Origin of the sequence: Streptomyces sp. NPDC053493 (assembly GCF_044544825.1) — a bacterium.
Taxonomy (GTDB): domain Bacteria; phylum Actinomycetota; class Actinomycetes; order Streptomycetales; family Streptomycetaceae; genus Streptomyces.
In genome coordinates this window covers 100,582-120,983 of record NZ_JBITXS010000007.1, presented here as the reverse complement: position 1 = coordinate 120,983, position 20,402 = coordinate 100,582, and the positions used below count along the sequence as shown (strand labels likewise).

At 74.3% G+C, this 20,402-nt stretch carries 22 protein-coding genes; 6 read left to right on the top strand and 16 right to left on the bottom strand.

Features of this window, described 5'->3' with window-relative positions; translation table 11 throughout:
* Window positions 1-69: 69 nt before the first annotated feature.
* The 7 genes from ACIGO8_RS21285 to hsaA all read right to left on the bottom strand — a co-directional run bounded on the left by ACIGO8_RS21285 (window position 70) and on the right by hsaA (window position 6,268).
* The gene (locus ACIGO8_RS21285) at window positions 70-360 is read right to left on the bottom strand and encodes a hypothetical protein (RefSeq protein ID WP_399732741.1); all 291 of its coding nucleotides are present in this window, start codon (window positions 358-360) and stop codon (window positions 70-72) included.
* A complete protein-coding gene (locus tag ACIGO8_RS21280) occupies window positions 338-931 on the bottom strand; it encodes an RNA polymerase sigma factor (protein WP_399732738.1) in 594 nt (197 codons plus the stop codon). Before ACIGO8_RS21280 ends, ACIGO8_RS21285 begins: the two co-directional genes overlap by 23 nt.
* Window positions 932-1,155: 224 nt before the next feature.
* Complete coding sequence (locus tag ACIGO8_RS21275) at window positions 1,156-2,787, bottom strand: FAD-dependent oxidoreductase (RefSeq protein ID WP_399732735.1); 1,632 nt, start codon at window positions 2,785-2,787, stop codon at window positions 1,156-1,158.
* Window positions 2,784-3,344 (bottom strand): flavin reductase family protein, encoded by a 561-nt coding sequence (locus ACIGO8_RS21270; protein ID WP_399732732.1) that lies wholly within the window; start codon window positions 3,342-3,344, stop codon window positions 2,784-2,786. The genes ACIGO8_RS21275 and ACIGO8_RS21270 overlap by 4 nt, the downstream gene beginning before the upstream one ends.
* On the bottom strand, window positions 3,332-4,228 hold the full coding sequence (locus tag ACIGO8_RS21265; RefSeq protein ID WP_399732729.1) for a VOC family protein: 897 nt from the start codon (window positions 4,226-4,228) through the stop codon (window positions 3,332-3,334). The genes ACIGO8_RS21270 and ACIGO8_RS21265 overlap by 13 nt, the downstream gene beginning before the upstream one ends.
* A 10-nt stretch (window positions 4,229-4,238) precedes the next feature.
* Window positions 4,239-5,096, bottom strand: a complete 858-nt coding sequence (gene hsaD, locus ACIGO8_RS21260; RefSeq protein ID WP_399732726.1) for a 4,5:9,10-diseco-3-hydroxy-5,9,17-trioxoandrosta-1(10),2-diene-4-oate hydrolase — start codon at window positions 5,094-5,096, stop codon at window positions 4,239-4,241.
* Window positions 5,093-6,268: a 3-hydroxy-9,10-secoandrosta-1,3,5(10)-triene-9,17-dione monooxygenase oxygenase subunit gene (gene hsaA / locus ACIGO8_RS21255; RefSeq protein WP_399732723.1), complete on the bottom strand. Its 1,176-nt coding sequence runs from the start codon at window positions 6,266-6,268 to the stop codon at window positions 5,093-5,095. Before hsaA ends, hsaD begins: the two co-directional genes overlap by 4 nt.
* A 231-nt stretch (window positions 6,269-6,499) precedes the next feature.
* On the opposite strand from hsaA, the gene ACIGO8_RS21250 reads away from it, so the two are divergent.
* Window positions 6,500-7,384 (top strand): IclR family transcriptional regulator, encoded by an 885-nt coding sequence (locus tag ACIGO8_RS21250; RefSeq protein ID WP_399732720.1) that lies wholly within the window; start codon window positions 6,500-6,502, stop codon window positions 7,382-7,384.
* A 201-nt stretch (window positions 7,385-7,585) separates the two neighbouring features.
* Here the strand turns inward: ACIGO8_RS21250 and ACIGO8_RS21245 are convergent, their stop codons facing one another.
* The 8 genes from ACIGO8_RS21245 to ACIGO8_RS21210 all read right to left on the bottom strand — a co-directional run bounded on the left by ACIGO8_RS21245 (window position 7,586) and on the right by ACIGO8_RS21210 (window position 14,813).
* On the bottom strand, window positions 7,586-8,662 hold the full coding sequence (locus ACIGO8_RS21245; protein ID WP_399732717.1) for a 2Fe-2S iron-sulfur cluster-binding protein: 1,077 nt from the start codon (window positions 8,660-8,662) through the stop codon (window positions 7,586-7,588).
* Window positions 8,646-8,867 carry a hypothetical protein gene (locus tag ACIGO8_RS21240; RefSeq protein ID WP_399732714.1) on the bottom strand — a complete coding sequence of 74 codons (222 nt, stop codon included), beginning with the start codon at window positions 8,865-8,867 and terminating at the stop codon, window positions 8,646-8,648. Before ACIGO8_RS21240 ends, ACIGO8_RS21245 begins: the two co-directional genes overlap by 17 nt.
* A complete protein-coding gene (locus tag ACIGO8_RS21235) occupies window positions 8,867-10,111 on the bottom strand; it encodes a Rieske 2Fe-2S domain-containing protein (protein ID WP_399732713.1) in 1,245 nt (414 codons plus the stop codon). The genes ACIGO8_RS21240 and ACIGO8_RS21235 overlap by 1 nt, the downstream gene beginning before the upstream one ends.
* Entirely contained in the window at window positions 10,108-11,121 is a 1,014-nt protein-coding gene (gene dmpG, locus ACIGO8_RS21230) for a 4-hydroxy-2-oxovalerate aldolase (RefSeq protein ID WP_399732710.1), read from the bottom strand. Before dmpG ends, ACIGO8_RS21235 begins: the two co-directional genes overlap by 4 nt.
* Window positions 11,118-12,011: an acetaldehyde dehydrogenase (acetylating) gene (locus ACIGO8_RS21225; RefSeq protein ID WP_399732707.1), complete on the bottom strand. Its 894-nt coding sequence runs from the start codon at window positions 12,009-12,011 to the stop codon at window positions 11,118-11,120. The genes dmpG and ACIGO8_RS21225 overlap by 4 nt, the downstream gene beginning before the upstream one ends.
* A 13-nt stretch (window positions 12,012-12,024) precedes the next feature.
* Window positions 12,025-12,807 (bottom strand): 2-keto-4-pentenoate hydratase, encoded by a 783-nt coding sequence (locus ACIGO8_RS21220; protein ID WP_399732704.1) that lies wholly within the window; start codon window positions 12,805-12,807, stop codon window positions 12,025-12,027.
* Between the two features lie 364 nt (window positions 12,808-13,171).
* The gene (locus ACIGO8_RS21215; protein WP_399732702.1) at window positions 13,172-14,047 is read right to left on the bottom strand and encodes an SDR family oxidoreductase; all 876 of its coding nucleotides are present in this window, start codon (window positions 14,045-14,047) and stop codon (window positions 13,172-13,174) included.
* Window positions 14,034-14,813 (bottom strand): SDR family oxidoreductase, encoded by a 780-nt coding sequence (locus ACIGO8_RS21210; RefSeq protein WP_399732699.1) that lies wholly within the window; start codon window positions 14,811-14,813, stop codon window positions 14,034-14,036. The genes ACIGO8_RS21215 and ACIGO8_RS21210 overlap by 14 nt, the downstream gene beginning before the upstream one ends.
* Before the next feature lie 64 nt (window positions 14,814-14,877).
* Between ACIGO8_RS21210 and ACIGO8_RS21205 the strand changes: the two genes are divergently transcribed.
* Genes ACIGO8_RS21205 through ACIGO8_RS21185 form a run of 5 tightly spaced genes read left to right on the top strand, consistent with a single transcriptional unit; the run spans window position 14,878 to window position 19,154 of the window.
* Window positions 14,878-15,630, top strand: coding sequence for an enoyl-CoA hydratase family protein (locus ACIGO8_RS21205; protein WP_399732696.1), 753 nt, complete (start codon window positions 14,878-14,880; stop codon window positions 15,628-15,630).
* Complete coding sequence (locus tag ACIGO8_RS21200) at window positions 15,627-16,493, top strand: CoA transferase subunit A (protein WP_399732693.1); 867 nt, start codon at window positions 15,627-15,629, stop codon at window positions 16,491-16,493. Before ACIGO8_RS21205 ends, ACIGO8_RS21200 begins: the two co-directional genes overlap by 4 nt.
* Window positions 16,490-17,203, top strand: a complete 714-nt coding sequence (locus ACIGO8_RS21195; protein WP_399732691.1) for a CoA-transferase subunit beta — start codon at window positions 16,490-16,492, stop codon at window positions 17,201-17,203. The genes ACIGO8_RS21200 and ACIGO8_RS21195 overlap by 4 nt, the downstream gene beginning before the upstream one ends.
* Window positions 17,200-18,246, top strand: coding sequence for an NAD(P)H-dependent flavin oxidoreductase (locus ACIGO8_RS21190; RefSeq protein ID WP_399732688.1), 1,047 nt, complete (start codon window positions 17,200-17,202; stop codon window positions 18,244-18,246). The genes ACIGO8_RS21195 and ACIGO8_RS21190 overlap by 4 nt, the downstream gene beginning before the upstream one ends.
* Before the next feature lie 11 nt (window positions 18,247-18,257).
* Entirely contained in the window at window positions 18,258-19,154 is an 897-nt protein-coding gene (locus tag ACIGO8_RS21185; protein ID WP_399732685.1) for a tyrosine-protein phosphatase, read from the top strand.
* 87 nt (window positions 19,155-19,241) lie between these two features.
* Here the strand turns inward: ACIGO8_RS21185 and ACIGO8_RS21180 are convergent, their stop codons facing one another.
* Window positions 19,242-20,399 (bottom strand): acetyl-CoA C-acetyltransferase, encoded by a 1,158-nt coding sequence (locus ACIGO8_RS21180; protein WP_399732682.1) that lies wholly within the window; start codon window positions 20,397-20,399, stop codon window positions 19,242-19,244.
* Between the last annotated feature and the right edge of the window lie 3 nt (window positions 20,400-20,402).

Sequence of the window (20,402 nt, the reverse complement as noted above, 5' to 3'; positions counted from 1 at the left end):
GGGTGGCGCCGCGCGGCCGGTAGACGCCTCGACGAGACCGGCGCCCTCAAGGCCCGGCGGAGCCGGCCGTCAGGGCCCGCCCGGGACGGACGGCTCCGCGCGGCCGGGAGACGCCTTGGTGAGGGTGCAGACGCCGTCCTCGCACCGGCGCTCCAGGCGGCCGCGCGAGACGGTCTGGGCCAGGCCGACCATCCAGCAGGTCGGGCAGCCGCGGAAGGCGATCAGGGCCAGCGGGGCCGCGAGGAGGGTGGCCGGGCCCGCGACGGGCACCAGTGCGATCGAGCCGATGATCAGCCCGAAGCCGACGGCTCCGCGCGCCAGGTGGCGCGGGACGGACTTACTGGCGTAGTTCGTGCTCATGGGTCTCCTCCGGATGGTCGGCCGACGCGAGCGCGTGCCGCAGTGCCGCGCGCGCCCGGTGCAGCCGTGACTTCATGGCGGCGTCGCTCAGGCCGAGCGCCTGGGCGACGGTCCGGCCCGGCAGGCCCCGCACGTCGCGCAGGACCAGGACCTGCCGCTGGTCGCGCGGCAGGGCGCCGACCGCGGCCGCGATCCGGCGGGCCTCCAGGCGGTGCAGCACCTCCTCCTCTGCCGAGGGTTCCGTGGCCGTCCGCGCTCCGGCGTCCGCCGGCACCGCCTCCTCGCTCCGCGCGACGAGCAGCCGCACGTGCCGGAGGCACTCGTTGCGCACGATCCGGAACATCCACGAGGCGAGCGCGCCGGTGGCCCGCAAGGTGCCGATCTTCCGGTAGAGGATGATCAGCGCCTCCTGCGCCGCGTCCTCCGCGTCCTGCGGCGAGGCGCACAGCGAGCGGGCGAACCTGCGGACATGCGGCTGCGATTCCATGACCACGGTCGTGAGCGAGGTGAGGTCGCCGTCCTGCGCGGCCCTGATCAGCCGCTCGTCCGGCCATGAGAAGCGTCGTTTCATGCGGTACTCGTATCCGAAAATCCGTCCGTGCGGGAGCGCGGTCAGCCTCGGCTCCGGTAGCGCCGGGTCAGATGCCAGACGCACGCGCCCACGAGCAGGATTCCGATCACGACGAGCCCGGTGACCATCATGGGTGTTCCCTCCCTGTTCCGCCGGCCCCTTCGGCCGGTACACGGACTAGAGGCGGGCGGACCCGAAAAGGATTCACCACCGGCGAGACTCCCCTAACGCGCCTCACCGGCCATCGCGTCGACCGCCGCCCAGGCGAAGGCCATCGCGGGACCGATCGTCGCGCCCGGGCCCGGGTACGTGTCGCCCATGACGGCGGCGGAGCAGTTGCCCGCCGCGTACAGGCCGCGGATCGCCGTGCCGTCCTCGCGCAGCACCCGCGCGTCGGCGTCCGTCACCAGGCCGCCCTTGGTGCCGATGTCGCCCGGGTGGACGGGGACGGCGTGGAAGGGGCCCTTGGTCAGCGGTGCGAGGTTGGGATTGCGCAGCGTGGGATCGCCGTAGTATCGGTCGTAGACGGAGTCGCCGCGGCCGAAGTCCTCGTCGACGCCCCGCTCGGCGAAGCCGTTGAAGCGGGCGACGGCGGCCGGCAGCCGGGGCGCGCCGATGGTGCGGGCGAGTTCCTCGACGGTCGGGGCGGAGTGGACGAAGCCGTGCCAGCGCTTGGGGAAGGGCTGTCCGGGGAAGAGCCCGGCGAAGATGTAGCGGGCCTTGGAGCGGGCGTCGAGGACCAGCCAGGACGGGACGGTCGTCGCGCCGGGCCGGTCGCACGCGTACATCCGATCCACGAAGGCGTGGTAGGGCGCCGCCTCGTTGGCGTAGCGCTCGCCCTCCGCGTTCACGATCATCATGCCGGGGATGCCGCGGTCGGCGACCAGGAAGAACGGTTTCTCGCCCGGCGGGCAGACGGACGGCGCGCCCCACACCTTGTCCAGCAGGTCGGTCGCGGCGCCGAGTTCCTCGCCGAGCCGCAGCGCGTCACCGGTCTGGCCTTCGGCGGCGTGCGTCCAGGCGGTCGAGGTGGGTGCCGGAAGGTGCTTCTCGCGCAGGGCCTGGTCGTGCGAGAAGCCGCCGGAGGCGAGGACGACGCCGCGCCGGGCGCGTACGGTGCGGCCGTCGGCGAGCCGGACGCCCGCGACCCGTCCGTCGTCCTCGGTGAGCAGTCCGGCGAGCGGCGCGGAGAGCCACAGGTCGCCGCCGAGTTCGTGCAGCGAGAGCCGCATGCGGGCGATCAGCGCCTCGCCGAGGGAGACGAGGGCCCGCCCGCGCAGCCGCGCGCCGGCCGCGCGCAGCCCGACCCGTACGGCGGTGCGGCGGCCCGCCCAGGTGCGGCCGGCCATGTTGAGGAAGCGGAAGTCGTACGAGGTCATGGTCAGCCCGTACGTGGGGAGGCCGGCCCGGCGCAGGCCGGCGGCGAGCGGGCCGAGCCGTTTCAGGTCGAAGATCTCGGGCTCGACGGAGCGGCCGTGTGCCATGCCGCCGAGCGCCTCGGGGAAGTAGTCGGAGTAGCCCGGGGTGTAGCGGAAGCGGACCCGGGTGCGTGCGTGGAACTCCCGCACCATGCGCGGCCCGTGGCGCAGATACGCCTCCTTGCGGGCGGCCGGCACGCGGTCGCCGACGGTCGCGTCGAGGTAGGCGCGGGCCTTCTCGGTGGTGTCGGCGAGGCCGGCGGCGTCGAGGTGGAGGTTGCCGGGCACCCAGATCGCCCCGCCGGACAGGGCGGTGGAGCCGCCGTAACGGTCGGTCTTCTCGACGACGAGCACGCTCAGTCCGCGCAGCCGCGCGGTGAGGGCGGCGGCGAAGCCGGCCGCGCCGGAGCCGACGACCACGACGTCGTAGTCGTTCATGGGAACACTCCTGTCGTGTAGTCGCTGCGGTAGGAGAGCAGGGGCCGGCCGTCGGGGCGGGCGTCGAGGGCGAGGACCCGGGCGGTGACGACGAGGTGGTCGCCGGCCTCGTGGACGGTGTGGACGGCGCAGTCGAGCACGGCGAGGGCGCCCTCGACGTGGACGGCGCCGTCCGCGAGCAGGCCCGCCCAGTCGGTCCCGTCGGCCGGGTCCGAGCCGCGGGAGCCGTGGGCGCCGTCGGCCCGGTCGGCCATGTCTGCTCCGCCCGATGCGTCGGACCCGGGGGCCATGCCCGATCCGTGGGCGCCGTCGGCCCGGTCGGCGAGGGTCCGGTGTTCCTCGGCGAGGATCGAGACGCCGAAGCGGCCCGCCCGCTCGGCCACCGGCCAGGCGGCGGAGGTGCGGTCGACGCACAGCAGCACGAGCGGCGGGTCGAGGGACAGCGAGGCGAAGGACCGGACGGCCAGCGCCGCCGCGCGCCCGTCGCCGGGGTCGCGCGCGGCGACGACCGCGACGCCGCTGGCGAAGTGCCCGAGGACGTCGGTCAGCCGTTCCACTGGTGGCCCCACAGGCTGTCGGCGGTGATCTCCTTCGTCGTCCAGGACGCCGGGTCGACGAGCAGGCCGTCCCATCCGTATTCGACCTGGAAGCCGCCGGGCGCCTGGGCGTAGAAGGAGACCATGTGGTCGTTGGAGTGCCGGCCGAGCGTGGAGGCGATCGGGACGCCGGCGGCGTTCATCCGGTCCAGGCAGTAGCCGACGGCGTCGAGCGAGTCGGTCTCGACCATGAAGTGGACGATGCCGGGCGGCAGCGCGCCGGGATAGAGGCCGAGGCTGTGGTGGCGGGCGTTGGGGCTGAGGAAGTTCATCCAGTAGAAGTCGCGGCCGGGCTCGCCGGTGGGCACGGCGGCCGGCGGCAGCTTCATCCGGTCGCGCAGCTGGAAGCCGAGCAGGTGCTCGTAGAAGGCGACGGCGGAGTCCATGTCGGGGGCCGGCAGCACCACATGGCCGAGGCCCAGGTGGTCGCCGGTGACGAAGCGGTTGCCGTACGGGGTGCCGAGCGGGGTGTGGTCCTGGGCCTGGCCCCAGTAGAGCTCCAGCGGGTTGCCGGCCGGGTCGTCGACGTGGATCAGGCCCTGGACGCGGCGTTCGGCGAGGGTGGCGTCGTCGGCGTGCTTGACGGGGAAGCCGTGGGCCTCGAGTTCCTCGGCGGCCTCGGCGAGCGCGCGGGCGTTCGGCAGCTCGAAGCCGGCCGCGAGGAGCCGGTCGGCGTCGGTGGCGACGAAGGAGAAGCGGCGGATCCGGTCGTCGACGCGGACGTGGAGGGTGGTGTCGGTGGAGCCGACGCCCTCGACCATGCCGAGCAGGTCGAGGGTGTAGCGGCGCCAGGCGGCGAGGTCGGTGGTCCCGATGCGGAGGTAGCCGAGTGAGCGGATGTCCATGACGATGTCCTCAGTTCAGGAAGAAGTCGAGGGCGAGGCGGTGGAACGCGTCGGCGGCCTCGGTCTGCGCCCAGTGGCCGCAGTGCGGGAAGACGTGCAGCCGGGCGTCGGGGATGGTGCGCAGCGCGAGCAGGGCGCCGTCGAGCGGATTGGTGCGGTCCTCGCGGCCCCAGGTGAGCAGGGTGGGCCGGGTGATGCGGTGGGCCTCGCGCCACACCTGGCTCTCCTCGGGCCAGCGGGCGAAGGCGGCGCCCATCCGAGCGGCGCCGAGGCGGGCCTCGGGGTCGACGGCCTGGGCGTAGCGCTCCTCGACGAAGGCGTCGGTGACGATCGCCGGGTCGTAGGCCATGGTGAGGAGGAAGTCGCGCATCTGGGCGCGGGTCGGCTCGGGCGAGGCGTTGAAGGCGAAGAGGCGTGAGATGCCCTCGGTGGGGTCGGGCGAGAAGAGGTTGACGGAGACGCCGCCTGGGCCCATGAGGAGCAGCCGGTCGACCTTGTCCGGGTGGTCGATCGCGAGCCGGGCCGCGGTGCCGCCGCCGAGCGAGTTGCCGATGAAATGGGCGGCGGGGATGCCGAGTTCGTCCATGAGGGCGGCGACGGCGGCCGCGCTGTAGGAGAAGTAGTCGCGGTCCGGGGCGGTCTTGTCGGAGCGGCCGAAGCAGGGCTGGTCGACGAGGAGGGTGCGGAAGCGGGCGGCGAAGAAGGGCAGGTTGCCGCCGAAGTTGGACCAGGCGGAGGCGCCGGGGCCGCCGCCGTGCAGCATGATCACGGTTCCGTCCGGGCGGTCGGGTCCGGCCTCGTGGTAGTGGAGCGTGAGGCCGCCGGCCTCGGCGGTCCTGGAGGTGGCGTCGTAGGTGGGCGTGCTCACAGCATCGTGTCCTGGATGTCGAGGCCGAGGGCGGCCTGGCCGAAGAGGACGAGGGCGCGCTCGGGGTCGTTGGCGGCGTGGCCGCGGCCGGTGTGGACGTCGCGCCAGGCCCGCTGGACGGGGTTGTCGCCGGTGCGCATGGCGCCGCCGCCGGCGTTCTCCACGAGCAGGTCGACGGCGGCGACGGCCCGTTCGGTGGCGGCGACCTGGTCGCGGCGGGCCCGGGCGCGCAGCACGGTCGTCAACTCCGCGCCCGCGCGGGCGCGTTCGTAGAGTTCGGCGATGTTACGGGTGAGCTGGAGCCAGGCGGCGTCGATGTCGGAGGCGGCGCGGGCGATCCGCACCTGCGCGAACGGGTCCTCGGCGACCTGCTGTCCGTAACTGACCCGGAAGCGCTCGCGGGTGGCGGCCACGTGGCCTTCCCAGGCGCCTTCGGCGATGCCGACGATCGAGGTGGAGATGGTGGTGGTGAAGACGGCGGCGTACGGGAGGCGGTAGAGCGGCTCGGGATTGACCCGCTGGCCCGGGGTGTCGAGGGCGGTGACGGGTCCGAAGCCGAGGGCGCGGTGTTCGGGCACGAAGACGTCGTCGCAGACGATGTCGTGGGAGCCGGTGCCGCGCAGTCCGACGGTGTCCCAGACGGGGTCGATCGTGTAGGCGGTGCGCGGGACGAGGAAGGTGCGCATGTCGACGGGGCGGCCGTCGGCGTCGGTGACGAGCCCGCCGAGCAGGGCCCAGTCGGCGTGCTCGCAGCCGGAGGAGAAGCGCCAGCGGCCGCTGATCCGGAACCCGCCGTCGGCCGGGGTGACCTTGCCGGTGGGCGCGTACGAGGAGCAGATCCGGGTGTCGGGGTCGGCGCCCCACACCTCGTCCTGGGCCTTGGGGTCGTAGAGGGCGACGTGCCAGGGGTGCACGCCGACGACGGAGGCCACCCAGCCGGTGGAGCCGCAGGCCTTCGCGATCTCCTTGACGGCGGTGTAGAAGACGACGGGATCGGCGGCGAAACCGCCGTGGGCGCGCGGCTGGAGGAGCCGGAAGAAGCCGGTCGCGGCGAGTTCCTCGATCGTCTCGTCGGGCACCCGGCGCGCGGCCTCCGCGGCGGCCGCGCGCTCGCGCAGGGCCGGGGCGAGGGCGCGGACCGCCTCGACGACGGCTGCGGTGGCGTCGCTCATACGTGTCCTCCCTGGGACTCCCGTGGGTTCGGGTGGGCTGGACCGTACGCGGCGCGGACGGTGGGCCGGTACCGGGGGTTCCCGCTGAGCGGGAAGGAGGCCGGGCGGCCGCCGCGAGACCTCCGCTTATACCTATTCGAAATAGTTGGCGCAGGCGTCTTCCGCCGCGCCGCCGGCCCGTGGCAGGGTCGGCGCCAACCACACGGACCCGTCCCACCTGGGGAGGCCTCCATGACCGCTGAGCTCGTCGGTGCTTCGGCGCCGTCCCTCCTGGACAAGGCGGCCCGGGTGCTCGCCGCCTTCGAGGGCGCCGAGCCCCGGCTCTCCCTCACCGAGGTCGTCCACCGCTCCGGCATTCCCCGCTCCTCGGCCCACCGCATCCTCGACCAGCTGGTCCGGCTGCGCTGGCTCGACCGTGAGGGCCGCGACTACCGCATGGGCGTGCGCATGCTGGAACTCGGCGCGCTGGCCGCCCACCACAACCGGCTGCGCCGCGCCGCCCTCCCCCATCTGCACGCCCTGCGCGAGTCCACCGGCCACCTCGTCCATCTGACCGTCCTCGACGGCGCCGACGTCCTCTGCCTGGAACGCATCGGCGGCTCCGAGGACTCCACCGTGCCCTCCCGGGCCGGCGGCCGGCTGCCGGCCCACTCGACCGCCTCCGGCAAGGCCCTGCTCGCCTTCGGCGAGCCGGCCGCGCTCGGCCCGGTGCTGGCCCGCCGGCTGCGCCCGCTGACCCCGCGCACCCTCGTCCACCCGGTCGCGCTGCGCTCCGAACTCGCCGCGGCCGTCGAACGCGGCGCCGCCTTCGACCGCGAGGAGACCTACCGCGGCGTGTCCTGCGTCGCCGTCCCGCTGCGCGGCGCGGGCCGCGCGGTCGCCGCGCTCTCCGTCTCGGGGCGCGGCCTCCACCGCGAACTCGACCGGCTCGCCCCGGCCGTCGCCGCCCACGCCCGGGCGGTGTGGCGGGACCTGTACGGGCCGGGACGGGCCAGGACCCGTGCGCGGGCCGCCGCGGCGAAGGACGAGCGGACGGCGGCGCCGGCCCGGGAACGGGTCTCGGAGCGGGAGATGGAGTCGATGATGGGCTGGCTGCGCTTCAGCGACTGGATGTAGGGCCCGCCGACGGCGTATCCGACGACGGGGTGCGCGGCGATGGGGAGTCCGGCGACGGCGTGCCCGGCGCGGCGCCGGACGGAGCGCCCGACGCGGCCCGGACGGAGCGCCCGCGGCGGCGCCCGAGGTCACCGGGCGCGGGCCGGCCGGCGCGGGCCGCCCGGGGCGGAAGCCCGCGGGGCGGCTCTCCGCCCGGGGCGTTCAGTCGTACGTGGCCTCGACGCGGTCGCCGAGGGGCACGGCCTGGCAGGCGAGGACGTAGCCCTCCGCCAGATCCGTCGCGTCCAGGACCTCGTTGCGGGCCATCTTCGCCTCGCCGGCGGTGATCCGGCAGGCGCAGGCCGCGCAGGCGCCCTCGCGGCAGGAGTACGGGGCGTCGACGCCGGCCGCGAGGAGGGCGTCGAGGAGCGGTGTGGCGGGTCCGCCGGTGACGGTGTGGCAGGCGCCGTCGAGACGGATCTCGGCCGTCCACGCGGGCTCCCGGCCGGGCGGGCCGGACTCCAGCGCCTGCCCCCGCACGGGCGCCGACGCCGGCTCCGGCTCCGGCTCCGGCTCCGCGAAGACGTCCGAGGCCAGCGAGAAGTAGCGCTCGCGGTGGACCGCGCGGCCGCCCGCCACCCGTACCGCCGCCTCCGCCGCGTCCATCAGCGGCCCGGGCCCGCACAGATAGGTGTCCCGGTGGGCGTGCGGCGTCAGGAGCGGGGCCAGGAGCTCGGGCGTGGGCAGGCCCTGGAGGGACTCCAGCCAGTGGGTGACGGTGAACCGGCCGGCGAAGTCCTCGGCGAGTTCGCGCAGTTCGTCGCGGAAGATGACGGCGTCCTGGTCGCGGTTCGCGTAGAGCAGGGCGACCCGGGCCCGGCCGGCCGTGAGCGCGGACTTGGCCACGGACACGACCGGGGTGATGCCGCTGCCGCCGGCGACGAGGAGCAGGTCGCGGTCGAGGTCGGCGGGCCCGAAGGTGCCGGCGGGCGGCAGGACCTCCAGTTCGTCGCCGGCCGCCACCCGCTCGCAGATCCAGCCCGAACCGGCTCCGCCGGGCACGTGCTTCACGGTGATCCGCGGCGGCTCGCCCGTGTGCGGGGAGCTGGCCAGCGAGTAGCAGCGGGCGCCGCCGCCGGGAATCCGGACGGTGAGGAACTGGCCGGGCCGGTAGGCGAGCCCCGCCGGCCCGCCCCGTACGTCGAGGGACACGTCGAAGGACACGTCGAGGACGAGGGAGACGGCGTCGGCGGTCTCCCGCACCACCTCGGCGACCCGCACCTTACGGTGTGCCGGCACCGGTCACCTCCACCTCGCCGTCGATGGTGCGGCGCAGCGCGTCGCACGAGCGGACCCGGGCGGAGGGCACACCGGCCGCCACGCGGGCGGCGATGCGCGGGCAGGCGTCGGCGGCGTCCCGCGTCCACTGGACCGAGGTGTGCTCGGGGCTGAGCTTCTCGCACAGCACCCGGTTGCCGCACTCGGCGCACTCCACGGGCCGCATCAGGACCCGCTGCCCTGCCGGGCGGCGATGTTCCCGGCGACCTCGGCGCGCCAGGCCTCGTTGGCCCGGGTGGTGTCGATCTCGAACTCGAAGCGGTGCGTCATCTCGTCGGTGACGTCGCCCGCGTCCACGTAGAACTGCTGGTACCAGCGCCGCAGCTGGTAGACGGGCCCGTCCTCCTCGCTCAGCAGCGGGTTGTCGATGCGGGTCTTGTTGCGCCAGACCTCGATGTCCTGCTCGAAGCCGACGGCGAGGCCGGAGGTGAAGAGCCGCGCCGCCTCGTCGGCCTGCCGGTCGGTCATGCCGGGGAGCTTGCGCACGGTGGTGCCGTAGAGCAGGACGAAGCTGTTCGCGTCGACCGGGTAGTGGCAGTTGATGAGGACGCTCTCCATCTCCGTGCCGCCGCCGATGTCGGACCAGACGCGGTCGATCATGTAGGACGGGCCGTAGTAGGAGGCGTCGGAGCGGAGCGGGGCGCTGAGGTTGCCGAGGTCCATGTCCTGGCGCGGGGTCGATTCCAGGTACTGGGTGGCGATGTGCCCGTCGAAGACGTTCTTGAAGGAGGTGGGGAAGGCGTAGTGCACGTAGTAGAAGTGCGCCATGTCCACGATGTTGTCGACGATCTCGCGGCAGTGGGAGCCGTCGACGCGGGCGGACTTCCACGACCAGTCGGACCATTCCCCGCTGTCCAGGCCCTCGATCTCCGGGATGGTGACGCCGGGCGGCGGCGGGTTGCCCTCCGGGTCGTGCCAGACGAAGAGCTGGCGGTTGCGCTCCAGGGTGAGCCAGGCGCGGGTGCGGGCCCGGGGCGGGACGCGGCGGGCGTACGGAATGCCGGCGCAGCGGCCGTCGCCGGACCAGCGCCAGTCGTGGAAGGGGCAGGCGACGGCGTCGCCCTTGACGGTGCCGTGGGCGAGATTGCCGCCCATGTGCGGGCAGTAGGCGTTGAGGACGTGCAGCCGGCCGTCGTCCTCGCCCTGGAAGACGACGAGTTTGGTGCCGAAGGCGGAGATCTCGTGCGGGCGGCCGTCGCGGAACTCGTCGGCGAGGCCGAGGCAGTGCCAGCCGCGGGCGAAGCGGGTGGGAAGGGCGGCGGCCTCGATGACGCGGGGCCCGTGGTCGGCGTCGGGGGCCGCGGCGGGAGCGGCGCCGGACGCCGCACTCGACGTCGTGCCGGACGCCACGGCGGACGCGGTGGCGTCCGCAGGACCGGACGGGGTGGCGGTCGGGCGGGTGGTGGTCATGACGCCTCCTGGGAGAGTTCCACGGCGATGTCGATGAGCTGGTCCTCCTGGCCGCCGACCAGGCGCCGGCGGCCGGCGCGCAGCAGGATCTCGGCGCCGGACACGCCGTACCGCCCGGCCTGCCGGTAGGCGTGCTTGAGGAAGCTGGAGTAGACGCCGGCGTGCCCCATGAGCAGGGCGAGCCGGTCGAGGCGGCACTCCTCGTCCATGACCGGCCGGACGACGTCCTCGGCCGCGTCGATGATCTTCAGGACGTCGATGCCGGTGCGGATGCCCATCTTGTGGCAGACGGCGACCAGGGCCTCCACGGGGGTGTTCCCGGCGCCCGCGCCGAGCCGTCGCGTCGAGCCGTCGATCTGGCGGGCGCCGGCCTTGACGGCCGCGATCGAGTTTCCGGTGCCGAGGGCGAGGTTCTCGTGGCCGTGGAAGCCGACCTGGGCGTCGTCGCCGAGTTCGGCGACGAGGGCGGCGACCCGGTCGGCGGTCTCGTCCATGACGAGGGCGCCCGCGGAGTCGACGACGTACACGCACTGGCAGCCGGCGTCGGCCATGATCCGGCCCTGGCGTGCCAGGTTCTCGGGCGTGGTGGAGTGGGCCATCATCAGGAAGCCGACGGTCTCCAGGCCCATCTCGCGGGCGAGTCCGAAGTGCTGGACGGAGATGTCGGCCTCGGTGCAGTGGGTGGCGATGCGGCAGACGGTCGCGCCGCCCGCGTGCGCGGCCCGGATGTCGTCCTTGACGCCGAGGCCGGGCAGCATGAGGAAGGCGATCTTCGCCCGCTCGGCCGTCTCGACCGCGGCCTTGATCAGCTCCTGTTCGGGCGTCCGCGAGAAGCCGTAGGTGAAGGAGGAGCCGCCGAGACCGTCGCCGTGGGCGACCTCGATCACCGGCACGCCGGCGCCGTCGAGGGCGGCGACGACGGCCCGTACCTCCTCGGTCGTGAACTGGTGGCGCCTGGCGTGGGAGCCGTCGCGCAGGGACGAGTCGGTGATGCGGATGTCGTACGTCACTGGGCACGCTCCCTGGCGAACTCCTCGCCGGTCCTGAGGGCGGCGGCGGTCATGATGTCGAGGTTTCCGGCGTAGGGCGGGAGGTGGTCGCCGGCGCCCTCGACCTCCAGGAAGACCGCGACGCGGGCCATGCCGCCGTTGACGTCGGACGGGTCGTCGAACTGCGGCTCGGCGCGCAGCCGGTAGCCGGGCACGTAGGCGCGGACCTCCTCCGCCATCCGCTTCACGGAGGCGGCGACGGCCTCGCGGTCGGCGTCCTCGGGGATCGCGCAGAACACGGTGTCGCGCATGATGACGGGCGGGTCGGCCGGGTTGAGGATGATGATCGCCTTGCCGCGGGCGGCGCCGCCGATGGTCTCGATGCCGCGGGCGGTGGTGCGGGTGAACTCGTCGATGTTGGCGCGGGTCCCGGGCCCGGCGGACAGGGAGGCGACGGAGGCGACGATCTCGGCGTACGGGACGGGTGTGACGCGGGAGACGGCGTGCACCATCGGGATGGTGGCCTGGCCGCCGCAGGTGATGAGGTTGACGTTGGGCGCGTCGCGGTGCTCGGTCAGGTTGACCGGCGGGACGACGGCGGGGCCGACGGCGGCGGGCGTGAGGTCGATCGCGCGGATGCCGAAGTCGGCGTAGCGGGGCGCGTGGGCGCGGTGGACGTACGCGGAGGTGGCCTCGAAGACGAGGTCGGGCAGCTCGCGGCCGGCGAGCAGCGCGTCGACGCCGTGGTGGCTCGCCTCGACGCCGAGGCGGCGGGCCCGGGCGAGCCCCTCGCTGTCCGGGTCGACGCCGATCATCCAGCGGGGCTCGATGTGCGGGGAGCGGAGGAGCTTGTGGAGCAGGTCGGTGCCGATGTTGCCGGAGCCGACGATGGCGGCGGTGAGCGTGGGCATCGTTACCTCGGGGTCAGCGGAATGTGAGCGATACGGAGCCGAGGCCGTCGAACTCGGCGGTGTACGTGCGGCCGGGCGCCACGTCCACGGCGCGGGTGCAGGAGCCCGGCAGGATCAGATGGCCGCGGCGCAGCCGTACGCCGAACCGGTCGACGGTCCTGGCCAGCCAGGCCACGGCGGCGGCCGGGTCGCCGAGCACCGCGTCGCCGCGGCCCTCGGCGACGACGGCGCCGTCCTCACGCAGGCGGGCGTCGATCGCGGTCAGGTCGAGGCCGCGGGGATCGGCGCCGGGCCCGGTGGCGAAGCCGGCGGAGGAGGCGTTGTCGGCGATGGTGTCGGCGATGCCGATGCGCCAGTCGGCGATCCGGCTGTCGATCAACTCGACGGCGGGGACGACGTGGTCGGTGGCCGCGAGCACGTCGGCGGTGGTGCAACCGGCGCCGGGCAGGTCGGCGCCGAGGACGAAGCCGATCTCGACCTCGATCCGGGGCGCGCAGTAGGCGGTGGTGTCGACGGGCGTCGCCGGGTCCAGGCGCATGTCGTCGAGCAGGTGGCCGTAGTCGGGCTCGGCCACGCCCATCATGCGCTGCATCACGGGCGACGACAGGCCGACCTTGTGGCCGACGACGGTGGCGCCGGCGGCGAGGCGGGCGTGGACGTTGACGAGCTGGACGCGGTACGCGTCGGCGGCGTCGATCCCGGGGAAGGCGGCGCCCAACGGCTCGACGGGCAGCCGCTCCCGCTCGGCCCGCGCGAGCCGGGCGGCGACGGTGCGCAGGTCCTCATCTGTGAGCATGCGCCGAGGCTAGGCGCGCCCGCGGGCCCGGCCGGAGCCCGTTTTCCCACTGTCCGGGAACCTCAACTGTCCGGGAACCTCGTGACCGCCCGGGTCGCCGGCGCGCCGGGCCGCCGGCGGCTCCGACCCTGATCCGCGGGACGCCCGCGTGCGTACGCCGGACGCCCGCGTGCCCGCGTGCCCGCGCCGGATGCCCCCGTGCGCGCCGGGCGTCGCGGGCCCGGCGGGACTTTCCGAACCGGCGGGCGTCGCGGGCCCGGCGGGACTTCACGGACCGGCGGGCGTCGCGGGCCCGGCGGGACTTCACGGACCAGGCCCGGCGCGACCTTCCGAACCCGGGCCTGGGTCGTGTTCGGGACCGGGCCTACGCCCCGTAGACCGGCTGGGGCGGTTGCGCCTCGGCGAGGAGCTTCAGGGCCGTCTCGCCCGCCTCGGCCGGTGTCCGGCGGGTGCCCTTGTCGGCGGTGGGGCCGGGGCGCCAGCCCTCCATGACGGTGAGCCGGCCGCCCTCCGCCTCGAAGACGCGGCCGGTGACGCCGGCCGAGGCGGCGGAGCCGAGCCAGACGACCAGCGGTGAGACGTCCTCGGGCAGCGCGGCGAGGCCCGCGAAGGTCTGCTCGGTCATGCGGGTCCTGGCGGCCGGGGCGATGGCGTTGACCTGCACGCCGTAGCGGCCCATCTCGGCCGCGGCGACCAGGGTGAGGCCGACGATCGCGGCCTTGGCGGCGGCGTAGTTGCCCTGTCCGACGCTGCCCAGCAGTCCGGCGCCCGAGGTGGTGTTGACGACCCGCGCGGCCACCGGCCGGCCCGCCTTGGCCTCGGCGCGCCAGTGCGCGGCGGCGTGCCGGAGCGGCAGGAAGTGGCCTTTCACGTGGACGCGCATCACGGCGTCGAAGTCGTCCTCGCCGAGGTTGACGAGCATCCGGTCGCGCAGGAAGCCGGCGTTGTTGACGAGGGTGTCGAGCCGCCCGTAGGTGTCGAGTGCGGTGCGGATCAGGGAGGCGGCGCCGTCCTCGGTGGCGATGTCGCCGCCGTGGGCGACGGCCTCGCCGCCGGCCGCGCGGATCTCCTCGACGACCCGGGCCGCCGGGCTGTCGGCGTCCTGGCTGCCGTCGAGGCCCACGCCGAGGTCGTTGACGACGACCTTGGCGCCCTCGGCGGCGAAGGCCAGCGCGTGCGCGCGGCCGAGGCCGCGGCCGGCGCCGGTCACGACGGCCACTCGTTCGTCACACAGACCCATGGGTTTCCTCCTTGTTGACGGTTGCGGCATCGAGGAAGGCGGGGCGTTCCCCGCCTCCGTGCACCAGCAGCGAGGCCCCGGAGACGTAGGCCGCGCGCGCCGAGGCGAGGAAGACCGCGGCCTCGCCGATGTCGGCGGGCTCGGCGAGCCGGCCGAGCGGCACGGTGCGGCCGACGGCGGCGATGCCGTCGGCGTCGCCGTAGTGCAGGTGGGAGAGTTCGGTCCTGACCATGCCGAGGACGAGGGTGTTGACGCGGACCTCGGGCGCCCATTCGACGGCCATGGAGCGGGCCAGGTTCTCCAGGCCGGCCTTGGCGGCGCCGTAGGCGGCGGTGCCGGGCGAGGGCCGGGTGCCGCTGACGCTGCCGATCATGACGATCGAGCCGCGGGCGGCGCGCAGGTGTGCGTACGCGGCGAGGGAGGCGGTCAGCGGGGCGGTGAGGTTCAGTTCGACGACCCGCGCGTGCTGGGCGGCGGCGCCTTCGCCGAGGAGCCGGTAGGGCGTGCCGCCGGCGTTGTTGACGAGGGTGTCGAGCCGCCCGTACCGCTCGGCGACCCGGGTGAAGAAGTCCGCCACCTCCTCGGTCCGTCGCAGGTCGAGCGCCTCGAACACGGCCTCGCGGCCGGCCTCGGCGACCGGTCGGTCCGGAGGTCTGCGGGCGCAGACGACGACCTCGGATCCGGCCCGCAGGAAGGCGCGCGCGATGCCCGCGCCGACTCCGCGGGTTCCGCCGGTGACGACGGTGACCCTCCCGTCCAGCTCCATGGGCTGCTACCTTCCTCCCAGCGTCACCTAACAAACGTTTGGTGGAAAGGTAGCTGATCCGCTCATGGGTGTCTCCACCGCACGCCCCGACAAGGGCGTCGCCCTCGTCACCGTCGACTTCCCGCCCGTCAACGCCCTTCCCGTACGCGGCTGGTACGAGCTGGCCGACGCCGTCCGCGCCGCCGGGCGCGACCCGGAGATCCGCTGCGTCGTGCTCGCCGCCGAGGGCCGCGGCTTCAACGCCGGCGTCGACATCAAGGAGCTCCAGCGCGACCCGGGCCACGGCGCGCTCCTCGCCGTCAACCACGGCTGCGCGGAGGCCTTCGCCGCCGTCCACGACTGCGAGGTGCCGGTCGTCGCCGCCGTCGGCGGCTTCTGCCTGGGCGGCGGGATCGGGCTGGTCGGCAACGCGGACGCGATCGTCGCCGCCGAGGACGCCGTCTTCGGCCTGCCCGAGCTCGACCGGGGCGCGCTCGGCGCCGCGACCCACCTCGCCCGACTGGTCCCCGCCCACCTGATGCGCGCGCTCTACTACACCTCGCGCACCGCCACCGCCCACGAACTGCACGCGCACGGCTCGGTCTGGAAGGTGGTCCCGCGCGACGGACTGCGCGCGGCCGCGCTGGAGCTGGCGGGCGAGATCGCGGCCAAGGACGGCACCCTCATCCGGCTCGCCAAGGCGGCCATCAACGGCATCGACCCGGTCGACGTGCGCCGCAGCTACCGCTTCGAGCAGGGCTTCACCTTCGAGGCCGCTCTCAGCGGCGTCGCCGACCGGGTCCGCGCCTCCTTCGGAAGGGACGGCGACGAGCGGTGACCGACAAGACCATGAGCGTGGACGACGTGGTGGGGCGGCTGCGCTCCGGCATGACGGTCGGGATCGGCGGCTGGGGCTCACGGCGCAAGCCGATGGCCCTGGTCAGAGCGCTGCTCCGGTCCGAGATCAGTGATCTCACGGTGATCTCGTACGGCGGCCCCGACGTCGGCCTGCTCGCCGCCGCCGGCCGCATCCGCCGCCTCGTCGCACCCTTCGCGACCCTCGACTCCATCCCGCTCGAACCCCACTTCCGGGCCGCCCGCGAGCGCGGCGCCTTCGCGCTCACCGAGCTGGACGAGGCCATGTTCATGTGGGGCCTGCACGCCGCCGCCAACCGGCTGCCGTTCCTTCCCGTACGGGCCGGCCTCGGCTCCGACGTGATGCGGGTCAACCCGCAGCTGCGCACCGTCACCTCCCCGTACGAGGACGGCGAGGAGTTCGTCGCCGTGCCCGCGCTGCGCATGGACGCGGCCCTCGTCCACCTCAACCGCGCCGACCGGCTCGGCAACGGCCAGTACCTCGGGCCCGACCCGTACTTCGACGACCTGTTCTGCGAGGCCGCCGACACCGCGTACGTCTCCTGCGAGCAGATCGTCGAGTCCTTCGGCGCCGACGTCGTGCCGCAGACCCTGCTGGTCTCCCGGCACAGCGTCACCGGCGTCGTCGAGACGCCGAACGGCGCCCACTTCACGTCCTGCGTGCCGGACCACGACCGTGACGAGCCCTTCCAGAAGCTGTACGCGACCACGCCCTGGCCCGAGTTCGCCGCCCGCTTCCTGACCGGCAAGAGCGAGGACGACTACCAGGCGGCCGTCCGCGCCTGGCACGCGGAGCGGGCCGAGACCGAGGAGGCGCGGAAGTGACCACCCGAGCCGAGTACTGCGTGATCGCCTGCGCCGAGGCCTGGCGCGACAACGGCGAGGTCCTCGCCAGCCCCATGGGCCTCGTCCCGTCCTTCGGCGCCCGCCTCGCCAAGCGCACCTTCTCGCCCGACCTCCTGCTCACCGACGGCGAGGCCCTGCTCGTCGGCCTCGACGGCGAGCCCGAGGGCTGGCTGCCGTACCGACGGCACCTCACGATGGTCACCGGCGGGCGGCGGCACGTGATGATGGGCGCCAGCCAGATCGACCGGTACGGCAACCAGAACATCTCCTGCATCGGCGACTGGGAACGCCCGGCGCGCCAGCTCCTCGGCGTCCGCGGCGCACCCGTCAACACCCTCAACAACCCGGTCAGTTACTGGATCCCGCGCCACTCCACCCGGGTCTTCGTCGAGCGCGTCGACATGGTGAGCGGCGTCGGCCACGACCGCGCGGTCGGGCCCTACCACCGTCTTCCCCGGGTGGTGAGCGACCTCGGCGTCTTCGACTTCGAGACGCCCGACCGCACCATGCGGCTCGCCTCCGTGCACCCGGGCGTCACCGTCGACGAGGTCCGGGCCGCCACCGGCTTCACGCTGGTGACCGGCGACGACGTGCCCTTCACCCGGGAGCCGACCGCCGAGGAACTGCGGCTGATCCGCGAGGTGATCGACCCGAAGGGCCTGCGCGAGCGGGAGGTCCCGGCCCGATGAGGACGGCGTTCACCGAGCTCGTCGGCGTCGAGCATCCACTCGTACAGACCGGCATGGGGTGGGTCGCCGGGCCCCGGCTCGTCTCCGCCACCGCGAACGCCGGCGCGCTGGGCGTCCTCGCCTCCGCCACCATGACCCTGGACGAACTGCGCTCCGCCGTCCGCGAGGTGAAGTCCCGCACCGGCCGGCCCTTCGGCGTGAACCTGCGGGCGGACGCGGGCGACGCCCGCGAACGGGTCAGGATCATCGTCGAGGAGGGCGTGCGGGTCGCCTCCTTCGCGCTCGCGCCGTCCCGTGAGCTGATCGCCGAACTGAAGGACGCGGGCGTCGTCGTCATCCCGTCCGTCGGCGCCCGCCGGCACGCCGAGAAGGTCGCCGCCTGGGGCGCGGACGCGGTCGTCGTCCAGGGCGGCGAGGGCGGCGGCCACACCGGCGAGGTCGCCACGACCGTGCTGCTGCCGCAGGTCGTCGACGCCGTCGGCATCCCGGTCGTCGCGGCCGGCGGCTTCCACGACGGGCGCGGCCTGGTCGCCGCGCTCGCCTACGGCGCCGCCGGCGTCGCGATGGGCACCCGCTTCCTGCTCACCTCCGACTCCACCGTCCCCGACGCCGTCAAGGCGAAGTACCTGGCGGCGACGGTCAAGGACGTCACCGTGACGACCGCCGTCGACGGGCTGCCGCACCGGATGCTGCGCACCGAGATGGTCGCCGCGCTCGAACGGGCCGGCCGGGTGCGGGCGCTGGCCCAGGCGGTGCGGCGCGCCGCCCGCTTCCGCCGGCTCAGCGGCCTGTCCTGGCCGGCGATGGTGCGGGACGGCCTGGCGATGCGCCACGGCAAGGACCTGTCCTGGAGCCAGGTCCTGCTCGCCGCGAACACCCCGATGCTCCTCAAGGCTTCCATGGTCGAGGGCCGCACCGACCTCGGCGTCATGGCCTCCGGACAGGTCGCGGGGGTGATCGAGGACCTGCCCAGCTGCGAGGAACTCGTCACCCGGATCATGTCCGAGGCCGCGCACGTGCTCCGTACCCTTCCATCCTCGTAAGGGAGTCAGCCATGTCTCTGCCGAGACGCGCACTGCTGAGCACCGTCGGCGCCACCGCTCTTCTCGCGGTCGCCGCTCCACCCGTCCTCGCCCGGCCACGGACCCGGACGGCGACCGCCGTCCGGCAGATCCCGCTGCAGGGCGCGGTCAACGTCCGCGACCTGGGCGGCTACCTCACCTACGACGGCGGCCGGGTCCGCGGCGGTCTGGTCTACCGGGGCGACCACCTGGGCAAGCTGACCGCCGCCGACGTGACGACGCTCGGCGGGCTCGGACTCGCGCGGGTGATCGACTTCCGGATCCCGCTGGAGGTCCAGTCCGACGGCGCGGACCGGCTGCCGGCCGGCGTCGTCCCGGTCTCCCGCCCGGTCACCGACAACGGCCTGTACGCGCAGCTCCTCGCGGCGATCGGCTCGCGCGACCCGGTCCGGCAGGAACAGATGCTCGGCGGCGGGCGGGCCGCGGCCTTCATGACCGAGGTCTACCGCACCTTCGTCACCAGCGCCGCCAACCGGGAGCGGTTCGGCACGACCCTGCGCGAGCTCGCCGCGCCGGACGCGGGCCGGGTGCTCTGCCACTGCACCTCGGGCAAGGACCGCACGGGCTGGGCGAGCTGGCTGCTCCTGACGCTCGTCGGCGTGCCGGAGCGCTCGGCGACCGAGGACTACCTGGCCTCCAACACCTTCCGCGCCGCCTACGACGCCCGGGTGCGCGAGGGCCTGAAGCAGGGCGGTCTGATGCAGAACCCGGACCTGATCATCCCGCTCCAGGAGGTCCGGCAGGAGTATCTGGACGCGGCCCTGGCCGAGGTCCGCACCGGCTACGGCAGCCTCTACCGCTATGTGACGGAGGGCCTGGGCCTGGACCTGCGGACGCTGGCCGGGCTGCGGGACCGCCTGGTCGGCTGACCGGCGCGTACGAGGAGGGGCGCGGCCCGCGCGGGCCGCGCCCCTTCTCGTACGAAGCTCCTGCGGCCGTGACAGCCGCTACAGCCGCTACAGCCGCTCGATGATCGTCACGTTCGCCTGACCTCCGCCCTCGCACATGGTCTGCAGCCCGTAGCGGCCGCCCGTGCGTTCCAGTTCGTGCAGGAGGGTCGTCATCAGCTTGACGCCGGTGGCGCCCAGCGGGTGGCCGAGGGCGATGGCGCCGCCGTTGACGTTGACCCGCCCGGGGTCGGCGCCGGTCTCCTTGAGCCAGGCGAGGACGACCGGCGCGAAGGCCTCGTTGATCTCGACGAGGTCGATGTCGTCGATGGTCAGGCCGGTCTTCTTCAGGGCGTGGGCGGTCGCGGGGATCGGCGCGGACAGCATCCGGATCGGGTCCTCGCCGCGCACCGACAGGTGGTGGACGCGGGCCCGCGGCGTGAGTCCGTGCTCGCGCACGGCCCGTTCGCTCGCGATCAGCAGGGCCGCGGCGCCGTCGGAGACCTGCGAGGAGCAGGCGGCGGTGATGGTGCCGCCCTCGACGACGGGCTGGAGGCCGGCCATCTTCTCCAGGCTGGTGTCGCGGCGCGGGCCCTCGTCGACGGTGACGTCGCCGTAGGGCACGGTCTCGCGCGCGAAGCGGCCCTCGTCGATGGCGCGGATCGCCCGCCGGTGCGAGCGGAGGGCGAACTCCTCCTGGTCGCGGCGGGTGATGCCCCACTTGGCGGCGATGAGTTCGGCGCCGTGGAACTGGTTGACCGGCACGTTCCCGTACCGGGCGCGCCAGCCCTCGGAGCCGGCGTACGGGCCCTCGGTGAGGCCCAGCGGTTCGGCGGCCTGCCGGGAGGCGAAGGCGATCGGGATCATGGTCATGTTCTGGGTGCCGCCGGCGACGACCAGGTCCTGGGTGCCGGAGAGCACGCCCTGGGCGGCGAAGTGGACGGCCTGCTGGGAGGAACCGCACTGGCGGTCGACGGTGACGCCGGGGACCTCCTCGGGCAGCCCGGCGGCGAGCCAGCAGGTGCGGGCGATGTCGCCGGCCTGCGGGCCGACGGTGTCGAGGCAGCCGAAGACGACGTCCTCGACGGCGGCCGGGTCGACGCCGGTGCGGGCCATGAGCGCCTTCAGGACGTGGGCGCCGAGGTCCGCCGGGTGGACGGCGCCGAGCCCGCCCTTGCGGCGGCCCACCGGGGTGCGGACCGCGTCGACGATGTAGGCCTCGGCCATGGC

Bases quoted from the DNA above. Each gene is read 5' to 3' on its own strand.
- ACIGO8_RS21285 (WP_399732741.1), bottom strand. From the start codon at position 360: ATGAGCACGAACTACGCCAGTAAGTCCGTCCCGCGCCACCTGGCGCGC.
- ACIGO8_RS21280 (WP_399732738.1), bottom strand. From the start codon at position 931: ATGAAACGACGCTTCTCATGGCCGGACGAGCGGCTGATCAGGGCCGCG.
- ACIGO8_RS21275 (WP_399732735.1), bottom strand. From the start codon at position 2,787: ATGAACGACTACGACGTCGTGGTCGTCGGCTCCGGCGCGGCCGGCTTC.
- ACIGO8_RS21265 (WP_399732729.1), bottom strand. From the start codon at position 4,228: ATGGACATCCGCTCACTCGGCTACCTCCGCATCGGGACCACCGACCTC.
- hsaA (WP_399732723.1), bottom strand. From the start codon at position 6,268: ATGAGCGACGCCACCGCAGCCGTCGTCGAGGCGGTCCGCGCCCTCGCC.
- ACIGO8_RS21250 (WP_399732720.1), top strand. From the start codon at position 6,500: ATGACCGCTGAGCTCGTCGGTGCTTCGGCGCCGTCCCTCCTGGACAAG.
- ACIGO8_RS21240 (WP_399732714.1), bottom strand. From the start codon at position 8,867: ATGCGGCCCGTGGAGTGCGCCGAGTGCGGCAACCGGGTGCTGTGCGAG.
- ACIGO8_RS21235 (WP_399732713.1), bottom strand. From the start codon at position 10,111: ATGACCACCACCCGCCCGACCGCCACCCCGTCCGGTCCTGCGGACGCC.
- ACIGO8_RS21225 (WP_399732707.1), bottom strand. From the start codon at position 12,011: ATGCCCACGCTCACCGCCGCCATCGTCGGCTCCGGCAACATCGGCACC.
- ACIGO8_RS21220 (WP_399732704.1), bottom strand. From the start codon at position 12,807: ATGCTCACAGATGAGGACCTGCGCACCGTCGCCGCCCGGCTCGCGCGG.
- ACIGO8_RS21215 (WP_399732702.1), bottom strand. From the start codon at position 14,047: ATGGGTCTGTGTGACGAACGAGTGGCCGTCGTGACCGGCGCCGGCCGC.
- ACIGO8_RS21210 (WP_399732699.1), bottom strand. From the start codon at position 14,813: ATGGAGCTGGACGGGAGGGTCACCGTCGTCACCGGCGGAACCCGCGGA.
- ACIGO8_RS21205 (WP_399732696.1), top strand. From the start codon at position 14,878: ATGGGTGTCTCCACCGCACGCCCCGACAAGGGCGTCGCCCTCGTCACC.
- ACIGO8_RS21190 (WP_399732688.1), top strand. From the start codon at position 17,200: ATGAGGACGGCGTTCACCGAGCTCGTCGGCGTCGAGCATCCACTCGTA.
- ACIGO8_RS21185 (WP_399732685.1), top strand. From the start codon at position 18,258: ATGTCTCTGCCGAGACGCGCACTGCTGAGCACCGTCGGCGCCACCGCT.
- ACIGO8_RS21180 (WP_399732682.1), bottom strand. From the start codon at position 20,399: ATGGCCGAGGCCTACATCGTCGACGCGGTCCGCACCCCGGTGGGCCGC.